Source organism: Klebsiella sp. Sb-30, from assembly GCF_057652795.1.
The window spans coordinates 3,497,485-3,516,742 of record NZ_CM172749.1 but is presented as its reverse complement, the minus strand read 5'-3'; the positions used below and the strand labels follow the sequence as shown (position 1 = coordinate 3,516,742).

At 56.3% G+C, this 19,258-nt stretch carries 15 protein-coding genes; 10 read left to right on the top strand and 5 right to left on the bottom strand.

The window, feature by feature from the left end; translation table 11 throughout:
• Positions 1-455 precede the first annotated feature (455 nt).
• The 9 genes from lrp (at position 456) to AC236I_RS16400 (ending at position 14,369) form a co-directional block, all read left to right on the top strand.
• Positions 456-950, top strand: coding sequence for a leucine-responsive transcriptional regulator Lrp (lrp, locus tag AC236I_RS16440; RefSeq protein ID WP_000228469.1), 495 nt, complete (start codon positions 456-458; stop codon positions 948-950).
• A 135-nt stretch (positions 951-1,085) separates the two neighbouring features.
• Positions 1,086-5,345 carry a DNA translocase FtsK gene (gene ftsK / locus AC236I_RS16435; RefSeq protein WP_487608551.1) on the top strand — a complete coding sequence of 1,420 codons (4,260 nt, stop codon included), beginning with the start codon at positions 1,086-1,088 and terminating at the stop codon, positions 5,343-5,345.
• Positions 5,346-5,468: 123 nt separating this feature from the next.
• Positions 5,469-6,080, top strand: a complete 612-nt coding sequence (lolA, locus tag AC236I_RS16430) for an outer membrane lipoprotein periplasmic chaperone LolA (RefSeq protein ID WP_004860037.1) — start codon at positions 5,469-5,471, stop codon at positions 6,078-6,080.
• An 8-nt stretch (positions 6,081-6,088) separates the two neighbouring features.
• Complete coding sequence (gene rarA / locus AC236I_RS16425; protein ID WP_015584803.1) at positions 6,089-7,432, top strand: replication-associated recombination protein RarA; 1,344 nt, start codon at positions 6,089-6,091, stop codon at positions 7,430-7,432.
• 91 nt (positions 7,433-7,523) lie between these two features.
• Positions 7,524-8,816 carry a serine--tRNA ligase gene (serS, locus tag AC236I_RS16420; protein ID WP_004860040.1) on the top strand — a complete coding sequence of 431 codons (1,293 nt, stop codon included), beginning with the start codon at positions 7,524-7,526 and terminating at the stop codon, positions 8,814-8,816.
• 201 nt (positions 8,817-9,017) lie between these two features.
• Positions 9,018-11,456, top strand: a complete 2,439-nt coding sequence (gene dmsA / locus AC236I_RS16415) for a dimethylsulfoxide reductase subunit A (protein ID WP_487608550.1) — start codon at positions 9,018-9,020, stop codon at positions 11,454-11,456.
• A 10-nt stretch (positions 11,457-11,466) separates the two neighbouring features.
• On the top strand, positions 11,467-12,084 hold the full coding sequence (locus tag AC236I_RS16410; RefSeq protein WP_487608549.1) for a DMSO/selenate family reductase complex B subunit: 618 nt from the start codon (positions 11,467-11,469) through the stop codon (positions 12,082-12,084).
• A 1-nt stretch (position 12,085) separates the two neighbouring features.
• The gene (locus tag AC236I_RS16405; protein WP_004860046.1) at positions 12,086-12,949 is read left to right on the top strand and encodes a dimethyl sulfoxide reductase anchor subunit family protein; all 864 of its coding nucleotides are present in this window, start codon (positions 12,086-12,088) and stop codon (positions 12,947-12,949) included.
• Between the two features lie 271 nt (positions 12,950-13,220).
• Positions 13,221-14,369 carry an MFS transporter gene (locus AC236I_RS16400; RefSeq protein ID WP_015584800.1) on the top strand — a complete coding sequence of 383 codons (1,149 nt, stop codon included), beginning with the start codon at positions 13,221-13,223 and terminating at the stop codon, positions 14,367-14,369.
• Positions 14,370-14,425: 56 nt separating this feature from the next.
• Here AC236I_RS16400 and AC236I_RS16395 read toward each other — a convergent pair whose 3' ends face one another.
• The 5 genes from AC236I_RS16395 to AC236I_RS16375 are packed head-to-tail and all read right to left on the bottom strand — an operon-like array spanning position 14,426 to position 18,198.
• Complete coding sequence (locus AC236I_RS16395) at positions 14,426-14,866, bottom strand: PTS sugar transporter subunit IIA (protein WP_004860048.1); 441 nt, start codon at positions 14,864-14,866, stop codon at positions 14,426-14,428.
• Between the two features lie 52 nt (positions 14,867-14,918).
• On the bottom strand, positions 14,919-15,830 hold the full coding sequence (locus AC236I_RS16390) for a transketolase family protein (protein WP_032716977.1): 912 nt from the start codon (positions 15,828-15,830) through the stop codon (positions 14,919-14,921).
• On the bottom strand, positions 15,830-16,627 hold the full coding sequence (locus AC236I_RS16385) for a transketolase (RefSeq protein WP_044352287.1): 798 nt from the start codon (positions 16,625-16,627) through the stop codon (positions 15,830-15,832). The genes AC236I_RS16390 and AC236I_RS16385 overlap by 1 nt, the downstream gene beginning before the upstream one ends.
• A gap of 12 nt (positions 16,628-16,639) precedes the next feature.
• Positions 16,640-17,905, bottom strand: a complete 1,266-nt coding sequence (gene ulaA, locus AC236I_RS16380) for a PTS ascorbate transporter subunit IIC (RefSeq protein WP_015584799.1) — start codon at positions 17,903-17,905, stop codon at positions 16,640-16,642.
• A gap of 17 nt (positions 17,906-17,922) precedes the next feature.
• Positions 17,923-18,198: a PTS sugar transporter subunit IIB gene (locus tag AC236I_RS16375; protein ID WP_015584798.1), complete on the bottom strand. Its 276-nt coding sequence runs from the start codon at positions 18,196-18,198 to the stop codon at positions 17,923-17,925.
• Positions 18,199-18,320: 122 nt separating this feature from the next.
• On the opposite strand from AC236I_RS16375, the gene AC236I_RS16370 reads away from it, so the two are divergent.
• Entirely contained in the window at positions 18,321-19,169 is an 849-nt protein-coding gene (locus tag AC236I_RS16370; protein ID WP_015584797.1) for a MurR/RpiR family transcriptional regulator, read from the top strand.
• The last annotated feature ends 89 nt before the right edge of the window (positions 19,170-19,258 follow it).

Below are 19,258 nucleotides of genomic sequence, written 5' to 3'. Positions count from 1 at the left end.
GTTAACGATATGTGCAATAGAGGCCGCCAATGAACTGGCGATTTTACGTGCGAAGAATATAACTAATTCTACTGTCGGCAGGACAATTATAAGAGGAAAACATGAGAATCACCGGGAGTGGATAATGAATATCTGGCATCTTGTACTAAAAATCGATGTTTTGCTTTGACAATCCCCTGTGCTTTTGCGAAAACATTCATGGAAGACAAAAAGCAGTGTTTCGCGTGCGGCGAATTTTCATGCACGCAAATGCCATTTTTATCCGGGTTAGCGAAATCTACGCATGGTGTGGACAGACGCCATGCGTGATGTCGGTGGCTGCCGTCAGGCAACGGGCTTCTCACGTACCCCTGGGGTTACTCGATGTCGTATACGGGTAAGAACAGGATGGACTCGGGCAGTGAAGGCTCTGAGTCGGAACAGGAGTAGGGAAGGAATACAGAGAGACAATAATAATGGTAGATAGCAAGAAGCGCCCTGGCAAAGATCTCGACCGCATCGATCGTAATATTTTGAATGAGCTTCAAAAAGACGGGCGTATTTCAAACGTCGAACTTTCTAAACGGGTGGGACTTTCCCCGACGCCTTGCCTTGAGCGCGTGCGTCGACTGGAAAGACAGGGTTTTATTCAGGGCTATACGGCGCTGCTCAACCCGCACTATCTGGATGCATCACTTCTGGTATTTGTTGAGATTACTCTGAATCGTGGCGCGCCGGATGTGTTTGAGCAATTTAACGCCGCTGTGCAAAAACTTGAAGAAATTCAAGAGTGTCATCTGGTATCCGGTGATTTCGACTATCTGTTGAAAACCCGCGTGCCGGATATGTCAGCGTATCGCAAATTACTGGGCGAGACCCTGCTACGTCTGCCGGGCGTGAACGACACCCGTACCTACGTGGTAATGGAAGAAGTCAAGCAAAGTAATCGTCTGGTAATTAAGACGCGCTAACACGGAACAGGTGCAAAATCGACGTAGTTTGATTACACTCCTGTTAATCCATACAGCAACAGTGCCGGGGTGACCCGGCACTGTTGTCCGTTTTAGCAGCAGGCAGGAAACAGCCTGATACCTGGAGAGCCTTTTTTGAGCCAGGAATACACCGAAGACAAAGAAGTCAAACTGACCAAGTTAAGCAGCGGGCGCCGACTCCTTGAGGCGTTACTCATCCTTTGCTCCCTGTTTGCCATCTGGCTGATGGCGGCATTACTGAGCTTTAATCCCTCGGATCCTAGCTGGTCGCAAACGGCCTGGCACGAACCTATTCATAACATAGGTGGCATTCCGGGAGCCTGGCTTGCCGATACGCTATTTTTCATTTTTGGCGTAATGGCTTACACCATTCCCGTAATTATTATCGGCGGCTGCTGGTTTGCCTGGCGTAATCAGGCCAGCGACGAGTACATCGACTACTTCGCCGTATCGCTACGCTTAATTGGCGCACTGGCGCTGATTCTGACCTCCTGCGGCCTGGCCGCGATTAACGCCGATGATATCTGGTATTTTGCCTCCGGCGGCGTGATCGGCAGTTTGCTGAGCACCACTCTGCAACCGTTGCTGCACAGCAGCGGCGGCACTATTGCGCTGCTGTGCATCTGGGCGGCAGGTTTAACGCTGTTTACCGGTTGGTCATGGGTCAGCATTGCCGAAAAACTCGGCGGTGCGATTTTGTCTGTTCTGACATTCGCCAGTAACCGTACCCGTCGGGACGATACCTGGGTGGATGAGGACGAATACGAAGACGATGAAGACGACTACGACGACGCCGTGAAGCCGCAGGAATCTCGTCGTGCGCGCATTTTACGCAGCGCGCTCGCGCGCCGTCAGCGTCTGGCGGAGAAATTCTCCAATCCGATGGGGCGTAAAACCGATGCCGCGCTGTTCTCTGGCAAACGTATGGATGATGCCGAAGAGGATGTACAGTTCAGCGCCAACGGGGCGCCCGTAGCGGCGGACGATGTACTCTTTTCGGGTTCCAGCGCCGCACGTCCGGGCGATGCTGACGATGTGCTGTTCTCTGGCGCCAGCGCGGCGCGGCCGGGAGATTTTGACCCTTACGATCCGCTATTAAATGGTCACAGCATTGCCGACCCGCTGGCTGCAGCAGCTGCTGCCACCGCAGCGCCACAGGCATGGGCTGAACCGGTAGCTGAGCACGTGCCGCAGCCGGTTTACCAGCCAGATCCGTCTTATCCGCAGCATCAGGCGTATCAGCCTGAGCAGGCGCCGGTGCAGCAGCCGGTTTACCAGCCGGAGCCGTCTTATCCGCAGCATCAGGCGTACCAGCCTGAGCAGGCGCCGGTGCAGCAGCCGGTTTACCAGCCGGAGCCGTCTTATCCGCAGCATCAGGCGTATCAGCCTGAGCAGGCGCCGGTGCAGCAGCCGGTTTACCAGCCGGAGCCGTCTTATCCGCAGCATCAGGCGTACCAGCCTGAGCAGGCGCCGGTGCAGCAGCCGGTTTACCAGCCGGAGCCGTCTTATCCGCAGCATCAGGCGTATCAGCCTGAGCAGGCGCCGGTGCAGCAGCCGGTTTACCAGCCGGAGCCGTCTTATCCGCAGCATCAGGCGTACCAGCCTGAGCAGGCGCCGGTACAGCAGCCGGTTTACCAGCCGGAGCCGTCCTACCCGCAGCATCAGGCGTACCAGCCTGAGCAGGCGCCGGTACAGCAGCCGGTTTACCAGCCGGAGCCGTCCTACCCGCAGCATCAGGCGTACCAGCCCGAGCAGGCGCCGGTGCAGCAGCCGGTTTACCAGCCGGAGTCACCAGCTCCTGCCGTAACGCCTGAGGCTCCGCAGGAAGAGGTGAAGCCACAGCGTCCGCCAATGTATTATTTTGAAGAGGTCGAAGAGAAGCGCGCGCGCGAGCGCGAGCAGCTGGCCGCCTGGTATCAGCCGATCCCTGAACCAGCAAGCCCGGTCGCCACGCGTCCTGTTACACCGCCACCGGTCTCTCCGGTCGAAGCCGCAGCGGTGACCACCCTCGCCGCCGGCGTACACCAGGCGACGAGCGCGGGTGCAACCGCGGCGACGGTCGCTTCCACCGCGTCATCCGCTGCACCGCTGTTCAGTCCGGCATCCGGTGGCCCGCGTGCGCAGGTGAAAGAGGGGATTGGTCCAAAACTGCCGCGTCCTAATCATGTCCGCGTCCCTACGCGCCGTGAGCTGGCATCGTATGGTATTAAACTGCCGTCACAACGTATGGCTGAAGAACGGGCGCGTAAAGCTGAACTCAATCAGGCCTATGACGACGAGCCGTTAACGGATGAAGAAGCGGATGCGTTGGAACAGGACGAACTGGCTCGCCAGTTTGCCGCCACCCAGCAGCAGCGTTACGGCGAAGTCTACGCGCAGGATGAAGAGGATGACTCCGCAGCTGAAGCTGAACTGGCCCGTCAGTTTGCGGCGTCGCAGCAGCAGCGCTACAGCAGCGAACAGCCGCAGGGCGCAACGCCGTTCTCTCCTGCGGATTATGATTTCTCGCCGATGAAAGCGCTGGTCGATGACGGTCCGAGCGAACCGCTGTTCACACCGCTGCCGGAGACACCGCCGCCGGTGCAGCAGTACCAGCAGCCGGCACAGCAGCAACCGGTTCAACAGTACCAGCAGCCGGCACAGCAGCAACCGGTTCAACAGTATCAACAGCCGGTGCCGTCGTCGCCGGTACAACAACCGTATCAGCAGCCTGTGCAGCCGGCTCAACCTCCGCAGATGGCGCAGCAGCATCAGCCTGCCGCACAGAGCTATCAGCCGCAGCAAGCCCATCAGGGCCACATGCCGCAGCAGACAGCCCCGGTGCCGTCGCAGGATAGCCTGATTCATCCGCTGCTGATGCGTAACGGCAACAGCCAGCCGATGCAACGGCCGACAACTCCGCTGCCGTCGTTGGATCTGCTGACCCCGCCGCCGAGAGAAGTCGAGCCGGTGGATACCTTCGCGCTGGAGCAAATGGCGCGCCTGGTTGAGGCTCGTCTGGCTGACTTCCGCATTAAAGCCGATGTGGTGAACTACTCGCCAGGCCCGGTTATCACCCGCTTCGAACTGAATCTGGCGCCAGGCGTGAAGGCCGCGCGGATTTCAAACCTTTCGCGTGACCTGGCCCGCTCCTTGTCCACCATTGCGGTGCGCGTCGTGGAAGTCATTCCGGGTAAACCGTACGTGGGTCTGGAACTGCCGAATAAAAAACGCCAGACCGTTTATCTGCGAGAAGTGCTGGATAACACGAAATTCCGCGATAACCCGTCGCCGCTTACCGTGGTGCTGGGGAAAGACATCGCCGGCGATCCGGTCGTTGCCGATCTGGCAAAAATGCCGCACCTGCTGGTTGCCGGTACCACCGGTTCCGGTAAATCGGTTGGGGTGAATGCCATGATCCTCAGCATGCTTTATAAAGCGCAGCCGGAAGATGTGCGCTTCATTATGATCGACCCGAAAATGCTTGAACTGTCGGTCTATGAAGGGATCCCGCATCTGCTGACCGAAGTCGTTACCGATATGAAAGACGCCGCTAACGCACTGCGCTGGAGCGTGAATGAAATGGAGCGTCGTTATAAGCTGATGTCGGCGCTGGGCGTGCGTAACCTCGCGGGTTACAACGAGAAAATCGCCGAAGCGGCGCGGATGGGCCGTCCCATTCCGGATCCGTACTGGAAACCGGGCGACAGCATGGACGCCGTGCATCCGGTGCTGGAAAAACTGCCGTATATCGTTGTTCTGGTGGATGAATTCGCCGACCTGATGATGACTGTCGGCAAAAAGGTCGAAGAGCTGATTGCGCGTCTGGCGCAGAAAGCGCGTGCGGCGGGTATTCACCTTGTGCTGGCAACGCAGCGTCCGTCGGTTGACGTGATTACCGGTCTTATTAAAGCGAACATTCCGACGCGTATCGCGTTCACCGTCTCGAGCAAAATTGACTCGCGTACCATCCTCGATCAGGGCGGCGCGGAATCACTGCTGGGGATGGGGGATATGCTTTACTCCGGGCCGAACTCGACCATGCCGGTTCGTGTACACGGCGCGTTTGTTCGCGACCAGGAAGTCCACGCTGTGGTTCAGGACTGGAAAGCGCGCGGGCGTCCGCAGTATGTTGACGGCATTACATCAGATAGCGAAAGCGAAGGCGGCAGCGGCGGCTTTGACGGTGGTGAAGAGCTGGATCCGTTGTTCGATCAGGCGGTGAACTTCGTCACTGAAAAACGTAAAGCCTCTATTTCCGGCGTTCAGCGTCAGTTCCGCATCGGATATAACCGTGCGGCACGTATTATCGAACAGATGGAAGCGCAGGGTATTGTCAGCGAGCAGGGCCATAATGGTAACCGCGAAGTGCTGGCGCCGCCTCCCTTCGAGTAAGTGCAAAGTTGGGTAAATAAGCGCAAAATCAGCCTGTTCTGCTGTTCCGTCGTGCCAGGCGGTCCTACATTAGGAGGCAGAAGAGGCTCCCGCGTCGGGAGTGACGCACATTAAGGAATAACAATGAAAAAACTCGCAATCACCTGTGCATTACTGTCTGGATTTGTCGTGAGCCAGGTTTGGGCGGATGCCGCCAGTGATTTGAAAAGCCGCCTCGATAAAGTGAGCAGCTTCCATGCCAGTTTCACCCAAAAAGTGACCGATGGCAGCGGTAACGCCGTACAGGACGGGCAGGGCGACCTGTGGGTTAAACGTCCGAATCTGTTTAACTGGCATATGACCCAGCCGGATGAAAGCATTCTGGTCTCTGACGGGAAAACCCTGTGGTTCTACAACCCGTTTGTCGAGCAGGCAACCGTCACCTGGCTGAAAGACGCTACCAGCAACACGCCGTTTATGCTGATTGCCCGCAACCAGTCCAACGACTGGCAGCAGTACAACATCAAGCAGAACGGCGATGATTTTGTTCTTACGCCGAAAAGCGGAGGCGGCAACCTGAAGCAGTTTACGATTAACGTTGGCCGCGACGGGACCATCCATCAGTTCAGCGCGGTAGAGCAGGATGACCAGCGCAGCAGCTACCAGCTGAAGTCTCAGCAAAACGGTGCGGTCGATGCATCTAAGTTCACCTTTACACCGCCGAAAGGGGTGACGGTGGACGATCAACGTAAGTAGAGGCGAATGTGAGCAATCTGTCGCTCGATTTTTCCGACAATGCGTTTCAACCTCTGGCCGCCCGCATGCGGCCAGAAAATTTAGCGCAGTACATAGGCCAGCAGCATCTGCTGGCGCCGGGGAAACCTTTGCCGCGGGCGATTGAGGCCGGGCATCTGCATTCGATGATCTTGTGGGGGCCGCCTGGCACCGGCAAAACTACGCTGGCTGAAGTGATTGCTCGCTATGCCAGCGCCGATGTTGAACGGATCTCGGCGGTGACCTCCGGCGTAAAAGAGATCCGCGAAGCGATCGAGCGCGCGAGGCAGAACCGCAATGCCGGACGCCGCACGATTCTGTTCGTTGACGAAGTCCATCGTTTCAATAAAAGCCAGCAGGATGCGTTTTTACCGCATATTGAAGACGGCACCATCACCTTCATCGGCGCGACGACGGAAAACCCCTCTTTTGAACTCAATTCCGCATTGCTATCCCGGGCGCGAGTGTATCTGCTGAAATCGTTGTCCAGCGAGGATATTGAGCATGTGCTCACGCAGGCGATGAACGATAAAGATCGTGGCTATGGCGGGCAAAATATCGTGCTGCCGGATGATACCCGCCAGGCTATCGCCGGGCTGGTTAACGGCGATGCGCGCCGGGCGCTTAATACGCTGGAAATGATGGCCGATATGGCAGAGACGGATGCCTCCGGCAACCGGGTGCTGAAAGCGGAACTGCTGACCGAAATTGCCGGTGAACGCAGCGCGCGGTTTGATAATAAAGGCGATCGTTTCTACGATTTGATTTCCGCGCTGCACAAGTCCGTTCGCGGCAGCGCGCCGGATGCTGCGCTGTACTGGTACGCACGAATCATCACCGCCGGCGGCGATCCGCTGTATGTGGCCCGACGCTGCCTGGCGATCGCTTCCGAAGATGTCGGAAATGCTGACCCGCGAGCCATGCAGGTCGCGCTCTCTGCCTGGGACTGTTTTACCCGCGTAGGGCCAGCGGAGGGCGAGCGTGCTATTGCGCAGGCCATCGTTTATCTCGCCTGCGCGCCGAAAAGCAACGCGGTCTACACCGCATTTAAAGCCGCCATGGCCGATGCCCGCGAGCGTCCTGATTACGATGTGCCGGTGCACCTGCGCAACGCGCCAACCCGCCTGATGAAAGAGATGGGCTATGGGCAGGAGTATCGCTATGCCCATGATGAGCCAAACGCCTATGCTGCCGGGGAAGCCTATTTCCCGCAGGAAATGGCCCAAACTCGTTATTATCGGCCTACAAATCGGGGGCTGGAGGGGAAAATTGGCGAAAAGCTCGCCTGGCTTACCGAACAGGATCAAAATAGCCCCATAAAACGCTACCGCTAACAGAGACGTTGCGGTAAGGTTATCAAGATATCCCGGTGGTCGTAGTCTGCGGCCACTTTTCTTTTATTTATTCGATAAGCACAGGATAAGCATGCTCGATCCCAATCTGCTGCGTACCGAGCCAGACGCAGTCGCTGAAAAACTGGCACGCCGGGGCTTTAAGCTGGATGTAGATAAACTGCGCGCTCTGGAAGAGCGTCGTAAAGTTCTGCAGGTTGAAACAGAAAACCTGCAGGCGGAGCGTAACTCCCGATCGAAATCCATTGGCCAGGCGAAAGCGCGCGGGGAAGATATCGAGCCATTACGCCTGGAAGTCAACAAACTGGGCGAACAGCTGGATGCGGCGAAAGCCGAGCTGGACGTGTTACTGGCAGAGATCCGCGATATCGCGCTGACTATCCCTAATATTCCGCACGACGACGTTCCGGCCGGTCGCGACGAAAACGACAACGTTGAAGTCAGCCGTTGGGGTACGCCGCGCGAGTTCGATTTTGACGTCCGCGATCACGTGACGCTGGGCGAAATGCACGGTGGGCTGGACTTTGCCGCAGCCGTTAAGCTGACCGGTTCCCGTTTTGTGGTGATGAAAGGGCAACTGGCCCGTCTGCACCGTGCGCTGGCGCAGTTCATGCTGGATCTGCATACCGAACAGCACGGCTACAGTGAAAACTATGTACCGTACCTGGTCAACCAGGATACGCTGTACGGTACCGGTCAGCTGCCGAAATTTGCCGGCGATCTGTTCCATACGCGTCCGCTGGAAGAAGAAGCCGACAGCAGCAACTATGCGTTGATTCCAACTGCGGAAGTACCGCTGACCAACCTCGTTCGCGATGAGATCATTGACGAAGACGATCTGCCGATCAAAATGACCGCTCACACGCCGTGTTTCCGTTCTGAAGCGGGCTCCTATGGTCGTGATACCCGTGGTCTGATTCGTATGCATCAGTTCGACAAAGTGGAAATGGTGCAGATCGTGCGTCCGGAAGATTCGATGGCGGCGCTGGAAGAGATGACCGGCCATGCGGAAAAAGTTCTGCAGTTGCTGGGTCTGCCATACCGCAAAGTGGCGCTCTGCACCGGCGATATGGGCTTCAGCGCATGCAAAACGTATGATCTGGAAGTCTGGGTTCCGGCACAGAACACCTATCGTGAAATCTCCTCCTGCTCTAACGTCTGGGACTTCCAGGCGCGTCGTATGCAGGCACGCTGCCGCAGCAAGTCCGACAAGAAAACCCGTCTGGTGCATACGCTGAACGGCTCCGGGCTGGCGGTAGGTCGTACCCTGGTTGCGCTGATGGAAAACTATCAGCAGGCGGATGGTCGTATCGAAATCCCGGAAATTCTGCGCCCCTATATGCGTGGCCTCGAATTTATCGGCTGATTTTTTTACCTGTTTCTCAAAAGCGCCTCCGGGCGCTTTTTTTTTATCCCCTTATTGATGCCGGGCAATAATCCCTCCGGTGATTCCCCCCATACTCCCTTGGTGTTAACGCAGCATAAAAAACTATAAAAGATTAAATTCGTTATATATGTATCTATATAGCGATTGTCAGTGAATTGTGAGCAACCAAAGCGAGTATCCATGAAAATTAAAGCCCCCGATGCTTTACTGGCTGCCGAAGTAAGCCGGCGTGGTTTAATGAAAACCACGGCAATTGGCGGTCTGGCGATGGCCAGCAGCGCATTTACCCTACCGTTTACACGCATTGCCCATGCTGCCGACGCTCTGGCGCCGGTGAATGAAACCGTCACCTGGAGTGCCTGTACCGTGAACTGCGGCAGCCGCTGTCCGCTGCGGATGCATGTGGTTGATGGTGAAATTAAATACGTTGAAACGGATAATACCGGCGATGACAACTATGATGGCCTGCATCAGGTACGCGCCTGTCTGCGCGGGCGTTCCATGCGTCGCCGTGTCTACAACCCCGATCGTCTGAAGTATCCCATGAAGCGCGTTGGCAAGCGCGGGGAAGGAAAATTTGAGCGCATCAGCTGGGAAGAAGCATTCGATACTATCGCCAGCAATATGCAGCGCCTGATTAAAGATTACGGTAACGAATCGATCTATCTGAATTACGGGACCGGAACTCTTGGCGGCACCATGACCCGCTCCTGGCCACCGGGGAAAACGCTCATTGCGCGTCTGATGAACTGCTGCGGCGGTTACCTTAACCACTATGGTGATTATTCATCGGCGCAAATAGCCGCGGGTCTGAATTACACCTACGGCGGCTGGGCCGACGGTAACAGCCCGTCGGATATCGAAAACAGTCAACTGGTGGTGCTGTTCGGTAACAACCCCGGCGAAACGCGGATGAGCGGCGGCGGGGTAACGTACTACCTGGAACAAGCGCGGCAAAAATCCAACGCCCGGATGATCATTGTCGATCCGCGTTACACCGATACCGGCGCCGGCCGTGAAGATGAGTGGATACCGATTCGCCCCGGTACCGACGCCGCGCTGGTTTCCGCGCTCGCCTGGGTGATGATCACCGAAAACCTGGTTGATCAGCCGTTCCTCGATAAATACTGCGTCGGCTATGACGAGAAAACGTTGCCTGCCGATGCGCCGGCCAACGGTCACTACAAGGCTTACATCCTCGGTCAGGGTAGTGACGGCACTGCCAAAACGCCGCAGTGGGCATCGACTATCACCGGGATTCCGGTCGAGCGTATTGTGCAGCTGGCACGCGAAATTGCGACAGCCAAACCTGCCTTTATCAGCCAGGGCTGGGGGCCGCAGCGCCACGCGAATGGTGAAATCGCCACCCGGGCTATCTCGATGCTGTCGATTCTGACCGGAAACGTTGGCATCAACGGAGGGAATACCGGCGCGCGTGAAGGTTCTTACGACCTGCCTTTTGAACGTATGCCGACGCTGGAGAACCCCGTTGAGACCAGTATCTCCATGTTTATGTGGACCGATGCGATTGAACGTGGCCCGGAGATGACGGCGCTGCGTGACGGCGTGCGCGGTAAAGATAAACTGGACGTCCCGATCAAAATGATCTGGAACTATGCCGGTAACTGTCTGATTAACCAGCACTCTGATATCAACCGCACCCATGAAATCCTGCAGGATGATAAGAAGTGCGAGATGATCGTGGTGATCGACTGCCACATGACCTCGTCGGCAAAATATGCCGATATTCTGCTGCCGGACTGCACCGCTTCCGAGCAGATGGACTTCGCGCTGGATGCTTCATGCGGCAACATGTCCTACGTCATCTTCACCGACCAGGTGATTAAACCGCGTTTTGAGTGCAAAACGATTTATGACATGACGACGGAACTGGCAAAACGCATGGGCGTGGAGCAGAAGTTTACCGAAGGCCGTACCCAGGAAGGCTGGATGCGTTATCTGCACGAACTTTCCCGCAAGGCTATCCCGGATTTGCCGGACTTCGATACCTTCCGTCAGCAGGGGATTTACAAGCAGCGCGATCCGGAAGGGCATCATGTTGCCTATAAGGCATTCCGTGACAATCCGCAGGCAAATCCGCTGGAGACCCCGTCGGGCAAAATTGAGATCTATTCCCAGGCGCTGGCGCAAATTGCCGCCACCTGGGAACTCCCCGAAGGCGATGTGATCGATCCGCTGCCGATTTATACGCCAGGTTTTGAAAACTATAACGATCCGCTGACGGCGAAATTCCCGCTGCAGCTGACCGGTTTTCACTACAAGTCGCGCGTTCACTCCACCTACGGCAACGTCGATGTGCTGAAGGCCGCCTGTCGTCAGGAGATGTGGATTAACCCATTCGATGCGAAACAACGCGGCATTGCCAACGGCGATCGCATCCGTATTTACAACGATCGCGGTGAAGTGCATATCGAAGCCAAAGTGACGCCGCGAATGATGCCTGGCGTTGTCGCGCTGGGTGAGGGCGCCTGGTATAACCCGGACGCAGGACGCGTGGATCAGGCGGGGAGCATCAACGTGCTCACCACCCAACGCCCGTCGCCTTTGGCGAAAGGTAACCCATCGCACACGAACCTGGTCCAGGTTGAAAAGCTGTAAGGAATAACCGATGACAACTCAATACGGATTTTTTATCGATTCTGCTCGTTGTACCGGTTGTAAAACCTGCGAGCTGGCCTGTAAAGACTTCAAGAACTTAACGCCGGACGTTAGCTTCCGCCGCATTTATGAATATGCGGGCGGTGACTGGCAGGAGGATAACGGCGTCTGGCATCAGAACGTCTTTGCCTATTACTTATCCATCGCCTGTAACCATTGCGAAAACCCGGCCTGTACCAAAGTGTGCCCGAGCGGCGCTATGCATAAACGCGATGACGGTTTTGTCGTGGTTGATGAAGATGTGTGCATCGGCTGTCGCTATTGCCATATGGCCTGCCCGTACGGTGCGCCGCAGTATAATGCGGCGAAAGGGCATATGACCAAGTGTGATGGCTGCTACCAGCGCGTTGCCGAGGGTAAAAAACCGATTTGCGTCGAATCCTGCCCGCTGCGCGCGCTGGACTTTGGCCCGATCGAAGAACTGCGTAAGAAACACGGCGAACTGGCTGCGGTTGCGCCGCTGCCATCCGCGCACTTTACCAAACCCAGTATTGTCATCAAACCGAACGCCAATAGTCGTCCGTGCGGTGATACAACCGGCTATCTGGCCAACCCGAAGGAGGTGTGAGATGGGAAGTGGATGGCATGAATGGCCGCTGATGATCTTCACGGTCTTTGGACAATGTGTGGCGGGCGGTTTTATCGTCCTGGCACTGGCGCTGATGAAAGGCGGTTTGTCGAATGAGCAGCAGCAGCGCGTAGTGCTGAGCATGTTTGGCTTGTGGGTGCTGATGGGGATTGGGTTTATCGCCTCAACGATGCACCTGGGATCGCCGATGCGGGCTTTTAACTCGCTTAACCGGATTGGTGCGTCGTCGTTAAGTAACGAAATTGCCAGCGGAGCCCTCTTTTTCGCCGTCGGCGGAATTGGCTGGCTGCTGGCGGTGGTGAAGAAGCTGCCGGCCGGGCTGCGCAGCCTCTGGCTGGTCGCGACGATGGTGCTGGGTATTCTCTTCGTCTGGATGATGGTGCGGGTGTATAACACCATTGATACCGTACCGACCTGGTATACCGTCTGGACGCCGCTGAGCTTCTTCCTGACGCTGTTTCTCGGCGGCCCGCTGCTGGGCTATCTACTGCTGCGCGTGGCGGGCGTTGACGGTTGGGCGATGCGTCTGTTGCCGGTGGTCACGCTGCTGGCGCTGGTGGCCAGCGTTATTGTGGCCCTGATGCAAGGCAGCGAGCTGCCGATGATCCACAGCTCTATTCAGCAGGCCTCCGCGCTGGTGCCGGATTATGGCTCACTGATGGCCTGGCGTGTGGTTGCGCTGGTGCTGGCTCTGGCATGCTGGGTTGTTCCGCTGCTCAAAGGCTATCAGCCCGCTGTGCCGCTGTTAAGCCTGGCATTGGTGCTGGTACTGGTCGGCGAGATGGTAGGGCGTGGCATCTTCTACGGTCTGCATATGACGGTCGGCATGGCTATCGCCAGCTGATAAGCTGTTGCGCCAGAACCCCCGGTTCTGGCGCAACAAAAAAGTGCTGTTGATTCATGAAATTTTTCTACTGATATTCCCGCCGTTTATTTTCAATAAATTAATAAAAACAATGGAATAATATAAAGAATAATTCTGTTGTCGCTCCGCTGGATGAAAAACTTCTATCGTTGCCCGTGAAACCGCGTCCCGCCTGATTTCTGGTGGATTGACAATGTTTTTAGCGGTGGCATGATGCGCACGAAATCTAAACTTCCTCACGGTTATATCCATGTCCATCTACACCCGGCCGGTGCAAATGTTGCTCTGCGGCCTGCTTCTGTTGACGCTGGCGATTGCGGTTTTAAATACCCTCGTCCCGCTTTGGCTCGCCCATGAAAATATGCCAACCTGGCAGGTCGGAATGGTGGGCTCGTCCTATTTCACCGGTAACCTGGTCGGGACGCTGCTGGCCGGATGGGTGATTAAGCGTCTGGGATTTAACCGTAGCTATTATCTTGCGTCGCTGATCTTTGCGGTGGGCTGCGTCGGACTTGGTATTACCCTCGGTTTCTGGACCTGGTTCAGCTGGCGCTTTCTCGCCGGCGTCGGCTGCGCGATGATTTGGGTAGTGGTCGAAAGCGCGCTGGTTTGCAGCGGAACGTCGCGTAGCCGCGGTCGTCTGCTGGCCGCCTATATGATGGTTTACTATGTGGGAACCGTGCTGGGTCAGCTGATGGTCAGCAAACTGCCGACGGATCTAATGAGCGTGCTGCCGTGGGTGACCGCGCTGACGCTGGCGGCGATTCTGCCGCTGCTGTTTACCCGCGTCGTGAATCAAAGTGATGAACAGCATGAGCCGGCGCGGATCTGGCCAATGCTCAGGCTGCGTCAGGCCCGCCATGGCGTGAACGGCTGCATTATCTCCGGGATTGTTCTTGGGTCGCTGTATGGATTGATGCCGCTGTGGTTGAACCATCAGGGCGTCAGTGACTCCGGCATTGGTTTCTGGATGGCGGTTATGGTCAGCGCAGGTATTTTGGGCCAGTGGCCGATCGGCCGTATGGCCGACCGCTATGGTCGCTTGCTGGTGTTGCGCGTTCAGGTTTTTGTGGTGATTTTAGGCTGCCTGGCAATGCTTAGCGGCGCGGCAATGGCTCCGGCGCTGTTTATCCTTGGCGCATCGGGCTTCACGCTGTACCCGGTGGCAATGGCCTGGGCCTGTGAGAAAGTCGAGCGCCATCAGCTGGTCGCCATGAACCAGGCGCTGTTGATGAGCTATACCGTCGGCAGCCTGCTCGGGCCAACCTTCACCGCCATGCTGATGCAGAACTTTTCCGACAACCTGCTATTTATCATGATTGCCAGCGTGTCGTTTATTTATCTGCTGACGCTGCTGCGTAAAGCCGGTCATCATCCGACGCCGGTGGCGCACGCGTAATTTTTCTTCCGGCCTTCGCTACGGTGATAATCAAAGGGGACGTTGTCCCCTTTGATTTATTTACCGCCAGCGACGAGCGCATCAAGCTGGCTCTGATGCTCCACCCTGGTGAGCCGATGCAGCCGATCCCCCTCATCCAGCCAGCAGACTAATCGCTGGATCGTCTGAATATGCTGTTCGCTATCGGCCGCGGCCAGGACGATAATCAGCCGTACATCAGGGTGATCGGGAAACGCCACGGCTTCGGCGCAGCAAACCAGTGAGAGCACGCTGTGCGGGCTCAGAACCCCTTCATCCGGGCGGGCGTGCGGGAGGGCAAATTCCGGAGTGAGTATGTACCAGGGGCCATTTTTCTCGGTGGCGCTGATGATGGCATCCGCATAGCCGGCGCTGATTTTCCCCTGCTGCGCCAGCGGACGGCAGGCCAGCTTAATCGCGCCGCGCCAGTCCAGACCACGCTCGGTGTACTGACAAGCGGCAAATAATTTTTCATCCATGTCGGCTCCTCAAATAGCGAGCCGGTCAGTGGGCGACCGGCTCGTGCGACGGTCAGCGAAGCGCGTTATACAGCGCCTCGCCGGAGATGCCGTATTTTGCTTTGAGCTGCCGGCTGTTGCCCGACTCGGTGAAGGTATCCTGCGTTCCCAGGCGCGTCAGGCGCGCCGGATGGGCCGCCTGGGCCATCGCTTCGGCTACCTGGCCGCCAAGGCCGCCGTTTACCGTGTGATTCTCCAGCGTGGCGATCTGCGGACAGTCTGCTACCAGCGCATAAAACTCCTGCTGGTTAAACGGTTTGAGCGTCGCCACGTGGATGAGCTTGCCTTTCTTGCCGCTGGCAACCAGCTTTTCATAGCCTTCGCTGGCCTGTTCCAGCACCGTGCCCTCAAAGAGAATGGCGAACTCGTTGCCGCTGCTGGCGATAGCCGCGATATCGGTGACCCGGGGTATCACGCTCTTATCGCGCACCGGCATCGGTTCACGCGCCACGCGGATATAAACCGGGCCTTTGATTTTTGCCGCCTGCTCAAAGGCGTCGGCTATTTCTTCGGCATCGGCCGGCGTCAGGATCGTCAGGCCCGGCAGCACGCGGGTCAGGGCAAGATCCTCCAGCGCGTGGTGCGAGGCGCCGTCCGGGCCGTCATCCATCCCCGGATGGCTACCCACCAGCTTGACGTTGGCTTTGGCGTAGCAGGCCTGTCGCAGCTGGGTCCATGCCGTCCCCGTCACAAACATCGCAAAATTGACATAGAAGGGGATATAGCCCTCAAGCGCCTGACCCACGGCAAAACTCATCGCTGAACCTTCCGCGATCCCCATTTCGAAGAAGGCCTCCGGGTAGCGCGCCTGAAACTGGTCGGTGCGGGTTGAACTGGCTAAGTCACTATCGATAGCGACGATGGGGTAGCCTTTTTCTTTCAGGGCAATCAGTGCATTACCGATCTCATCACGCGGTGCTTTCATCACTGTAACTCCTCCATTGCCTGCTGGTATTGTTCGTTGGTCGGGGTTTTTGAGTGCCAGTCGCCGTTATTTTCCATATAGCTGACGCCGGATCCCTTGGTGGTATGGGCAACGATGGCTACCGGCTTGCCTTTCAGATGGCGGGAGAGCATCAGGGTGTCGGCCACCTGGTGCATATCATTACCGTTATGCAGCTCCAGCACGTGCCAGCCGAAGCTGCGGATCTTATCCGCCAGCGGCTCGAGATTAACCACCTCATTGACCGGATCGTGAGAAGAGAAGCCGTTGTAATCGATAATCGCGACCAGATTATCCATTTTCATATGCCCGGCCTGCTGTAAGGTTTCCCAGATTTGCCCTTCGTGCATTTCGCCATCGCCGATGATGGCAAATACCCGATGAGGCTCGTCGCGGCGCTTTTTAGCGGCCGCCATACCGAAGGCGACGGATAGCCCCTGGCCGAGCAAACCGGTCGTCGCATCGACATCCGGCAGCGATTTTATGCTGGGGTGTCCCTGCAGGCGCGAATTGATCTGGCGGAAGGTATTGAACTCGCTGCGATCGATTTTCCCTTTTTGGTAAAGCATGGCGTACTGTGCGGCAACGGCGTGCCCTTTGCTCATAACGACGCGCGCGCGGGGCGAGGCCGCCAGGTCAACCTCCTGATAATAGATCCAGGTGAGGATATCGATTATCGATAAGGCGCCGCCCGGGTGGCCAATGCCGGACTCATAAATCATCGTGACAATATCGCGGCGAGCGGCGAGCGCATGGGACTTCAGTTCATCAATGTTCATGTGGTTTCCTTCTTATGGCAGCATTTTGCCGATGTAGTACACAACCAGGCCCAGGGCGACAAAGTCGGTTTCCGGGAAGCTGGTTCCCGACAGGCCGACGGACTCCATGATGGGGTAGATCAACGCAGGACCGATGCCGATCAGGATCCCGGTGACGAAGCTGCCGGCGATAGCTCCTTTCCAGCCGCCCGAAGCGTTACCAAATACCGCTGCGGTGGCGCCGATAAAGAAGTAGGGGATCGCCACCGGAATAATGACGGTTTGCCCGAGGATCGCCAGAAAGCCCATCACCACCAGCCCGCCAACAAATGAAGAGATAAATCCCAGTACCGTGGCGGTTGGCGCATACGGGAAAACGACCGGGCAATCGAGGGCGGGTTTGGCGTTGGGAATGAATTTCTCCGAAATGCCGAGGAAGGCCGGGACAATTTCAGACAGCAGCAGGCGTACCCCGGTAATGATGATGTACAGAGACGCGGTGAAAGTGAGCGACTGGAACAGAGGGTAAACCAGCCAGTGCATTCCGCCAGCCGCCGCCGTGACCGCCGCTTTCCCGGCGGCGAGCGCCGCAATGTAATAGAAAATACTGACCGAGATTGATACGGAGACGATGTAATCTTTAAAGATCCCCAGCCAGCCGGGCAGGTTCAGCTTTTCGGTCGACTGTTTAGGATCGCCCACCTTTGAACCGATCCATCCGGATGCCGCGTAGGCCAGCGTCACGTAGTGCCCCATCGCAATTTCATCATTACCGGTGATTTTTCTCATCCACGGCTGGGCAATTGCCGGGTACAGACAGGCGGCCAGCCCCAGCAGGATTGAACCGACAATAATGGTGGTCATGTCGCTATAGCCGAGCGCTTTCAAGGTGACGGTCAGCAGGGCCGAGAGATAGAGATTATGCTGTCCGGTGAGAAAGATGTATTTGAAAGGGGTCACGCGGGCAAAGAACAGGTTCCAGCCAAAACCAATCACCATAATCAGCGAGACGCACATCGCGAATTTAGTTTGCGCCAGCCCGGTCAGCGCTTCCGCCAGCGGCATCACGCCTTTCAGACCAAAGCCATCGCTAAATAATGTCTGAAAATTGCCGAGAGAGGTCACGGCCAGCCCGGCACCGCCGGCAAAAACCAGAAAGCCGACAATGGTTTTGAAAGTCCCGGAGAGCACTTTTTCAATGGGCTTTCGTTGGATCAATAAGCCAATTAATGCGATAAAACCAACTAAAAGTGGGGTGACGCCCAGAATGTCGAATACAATAAATCTGAGGAAATCCATATTGCCTCCGGGAGAGGTTAGTTGTGCTGGATTACGCGGATAAGCGCTGATTCCATTTCTTCACTGTTCATCAGGTCGGTGATACCGATAGCGTTAAATCCGGCAGCTTCGACTTCCTCGGTGAGATCGCGCATCGTGATCACGAAATCAATATCTCGCCAGGTTCGTAACCCGGAGAGGACGTCGTGTTCCAGCTCGATATCCCAGCCGTGTTTATCGATGATTTTTTGTGCTTTTATTTTGAGCATTAAGGAACTGCCCATACCGGTGCGACAGACGATGAGACCTTTCATGAGATGTTCTCCTGTTTGTAAAAATAATTATTTTTATTTGTTTGTGTGAGATAATAATTATTATCTTTAGCGCGAAACGAAAGATGTGACTGTGTTTGCATTTTGAGCAAGAAAGGCAAAAAATGAGCCAGATAGATAACAACCTGTTGATAAACATACGAAATGGGTCTTCAGAACTCAGCCCGATACTGGAGAAAGTGGGCCGTTTTATTGCGGAAAATCCTGATTTTGTGATGCGGCATACGATTTCAGAACTGGCCGACTCTGTTGACACCAGCGAGGGCAGCATCACCCGTTTTTGTCGGGCGTTTGGATTTAAAGGTTTCTCCGATTTCAGAACGGCGCTGGCGGTTGAGCAGGGGGCTGCCCGCCCGGAAGCCGGCGATGACGACGATATTGCGCCGGTGCTGGCGAGCATTCGCGATAGCAATACCATTATCGATGCTCAGGAGCTGCAAAGCGCAGCGGTGTGGCTGAATGCGCTGAATAACATCGCTATTTATGCGGTGGGTACGGCGGTGCCCGTTGCCCTGTTTCTGCAAATGAATTTAATCAACATGGGCAAAGTTGCCAGCTTCGTCGATCGCTCTTATCCGGCGGCGATCCCGATAGCAACCGATCGGCAAAAGACGGGAATTATCGTCGTGCATACCGAACAGGCCTCGGCGGATATGATCCAGGCTTTGACGCTGGCGAAGCAGCAGGGGGTGAAAATATTGTCGCTGACCCGCGGCACGTTTACGCCGCTGGCCCGTTTATCGGACTGGAACCTGCAGGCCGCGGTGGCTTTACAGGGAGAAGGTGAATCAGGATTTGCCGAAATTGCGGGGGCAATGATGGTTGCCGATCGAATGCTTCGCGCGCTGGAGGAGCAGGATGAGCGCTATGCGGAATATCGTAAGGCGCATCAGAAACGCATTTTCTCGATTGAAAGCGTGGCGAATAAGCTGTCGCAATACTTTATGTCGTAATGCTTGCCGAAGCGTTTTCCACCCGGATAAGACGTTCTGCGTCGCTATCCGGGGAAAATTCTGCTTAGCCGGCCACGCCGTCCGTCGGC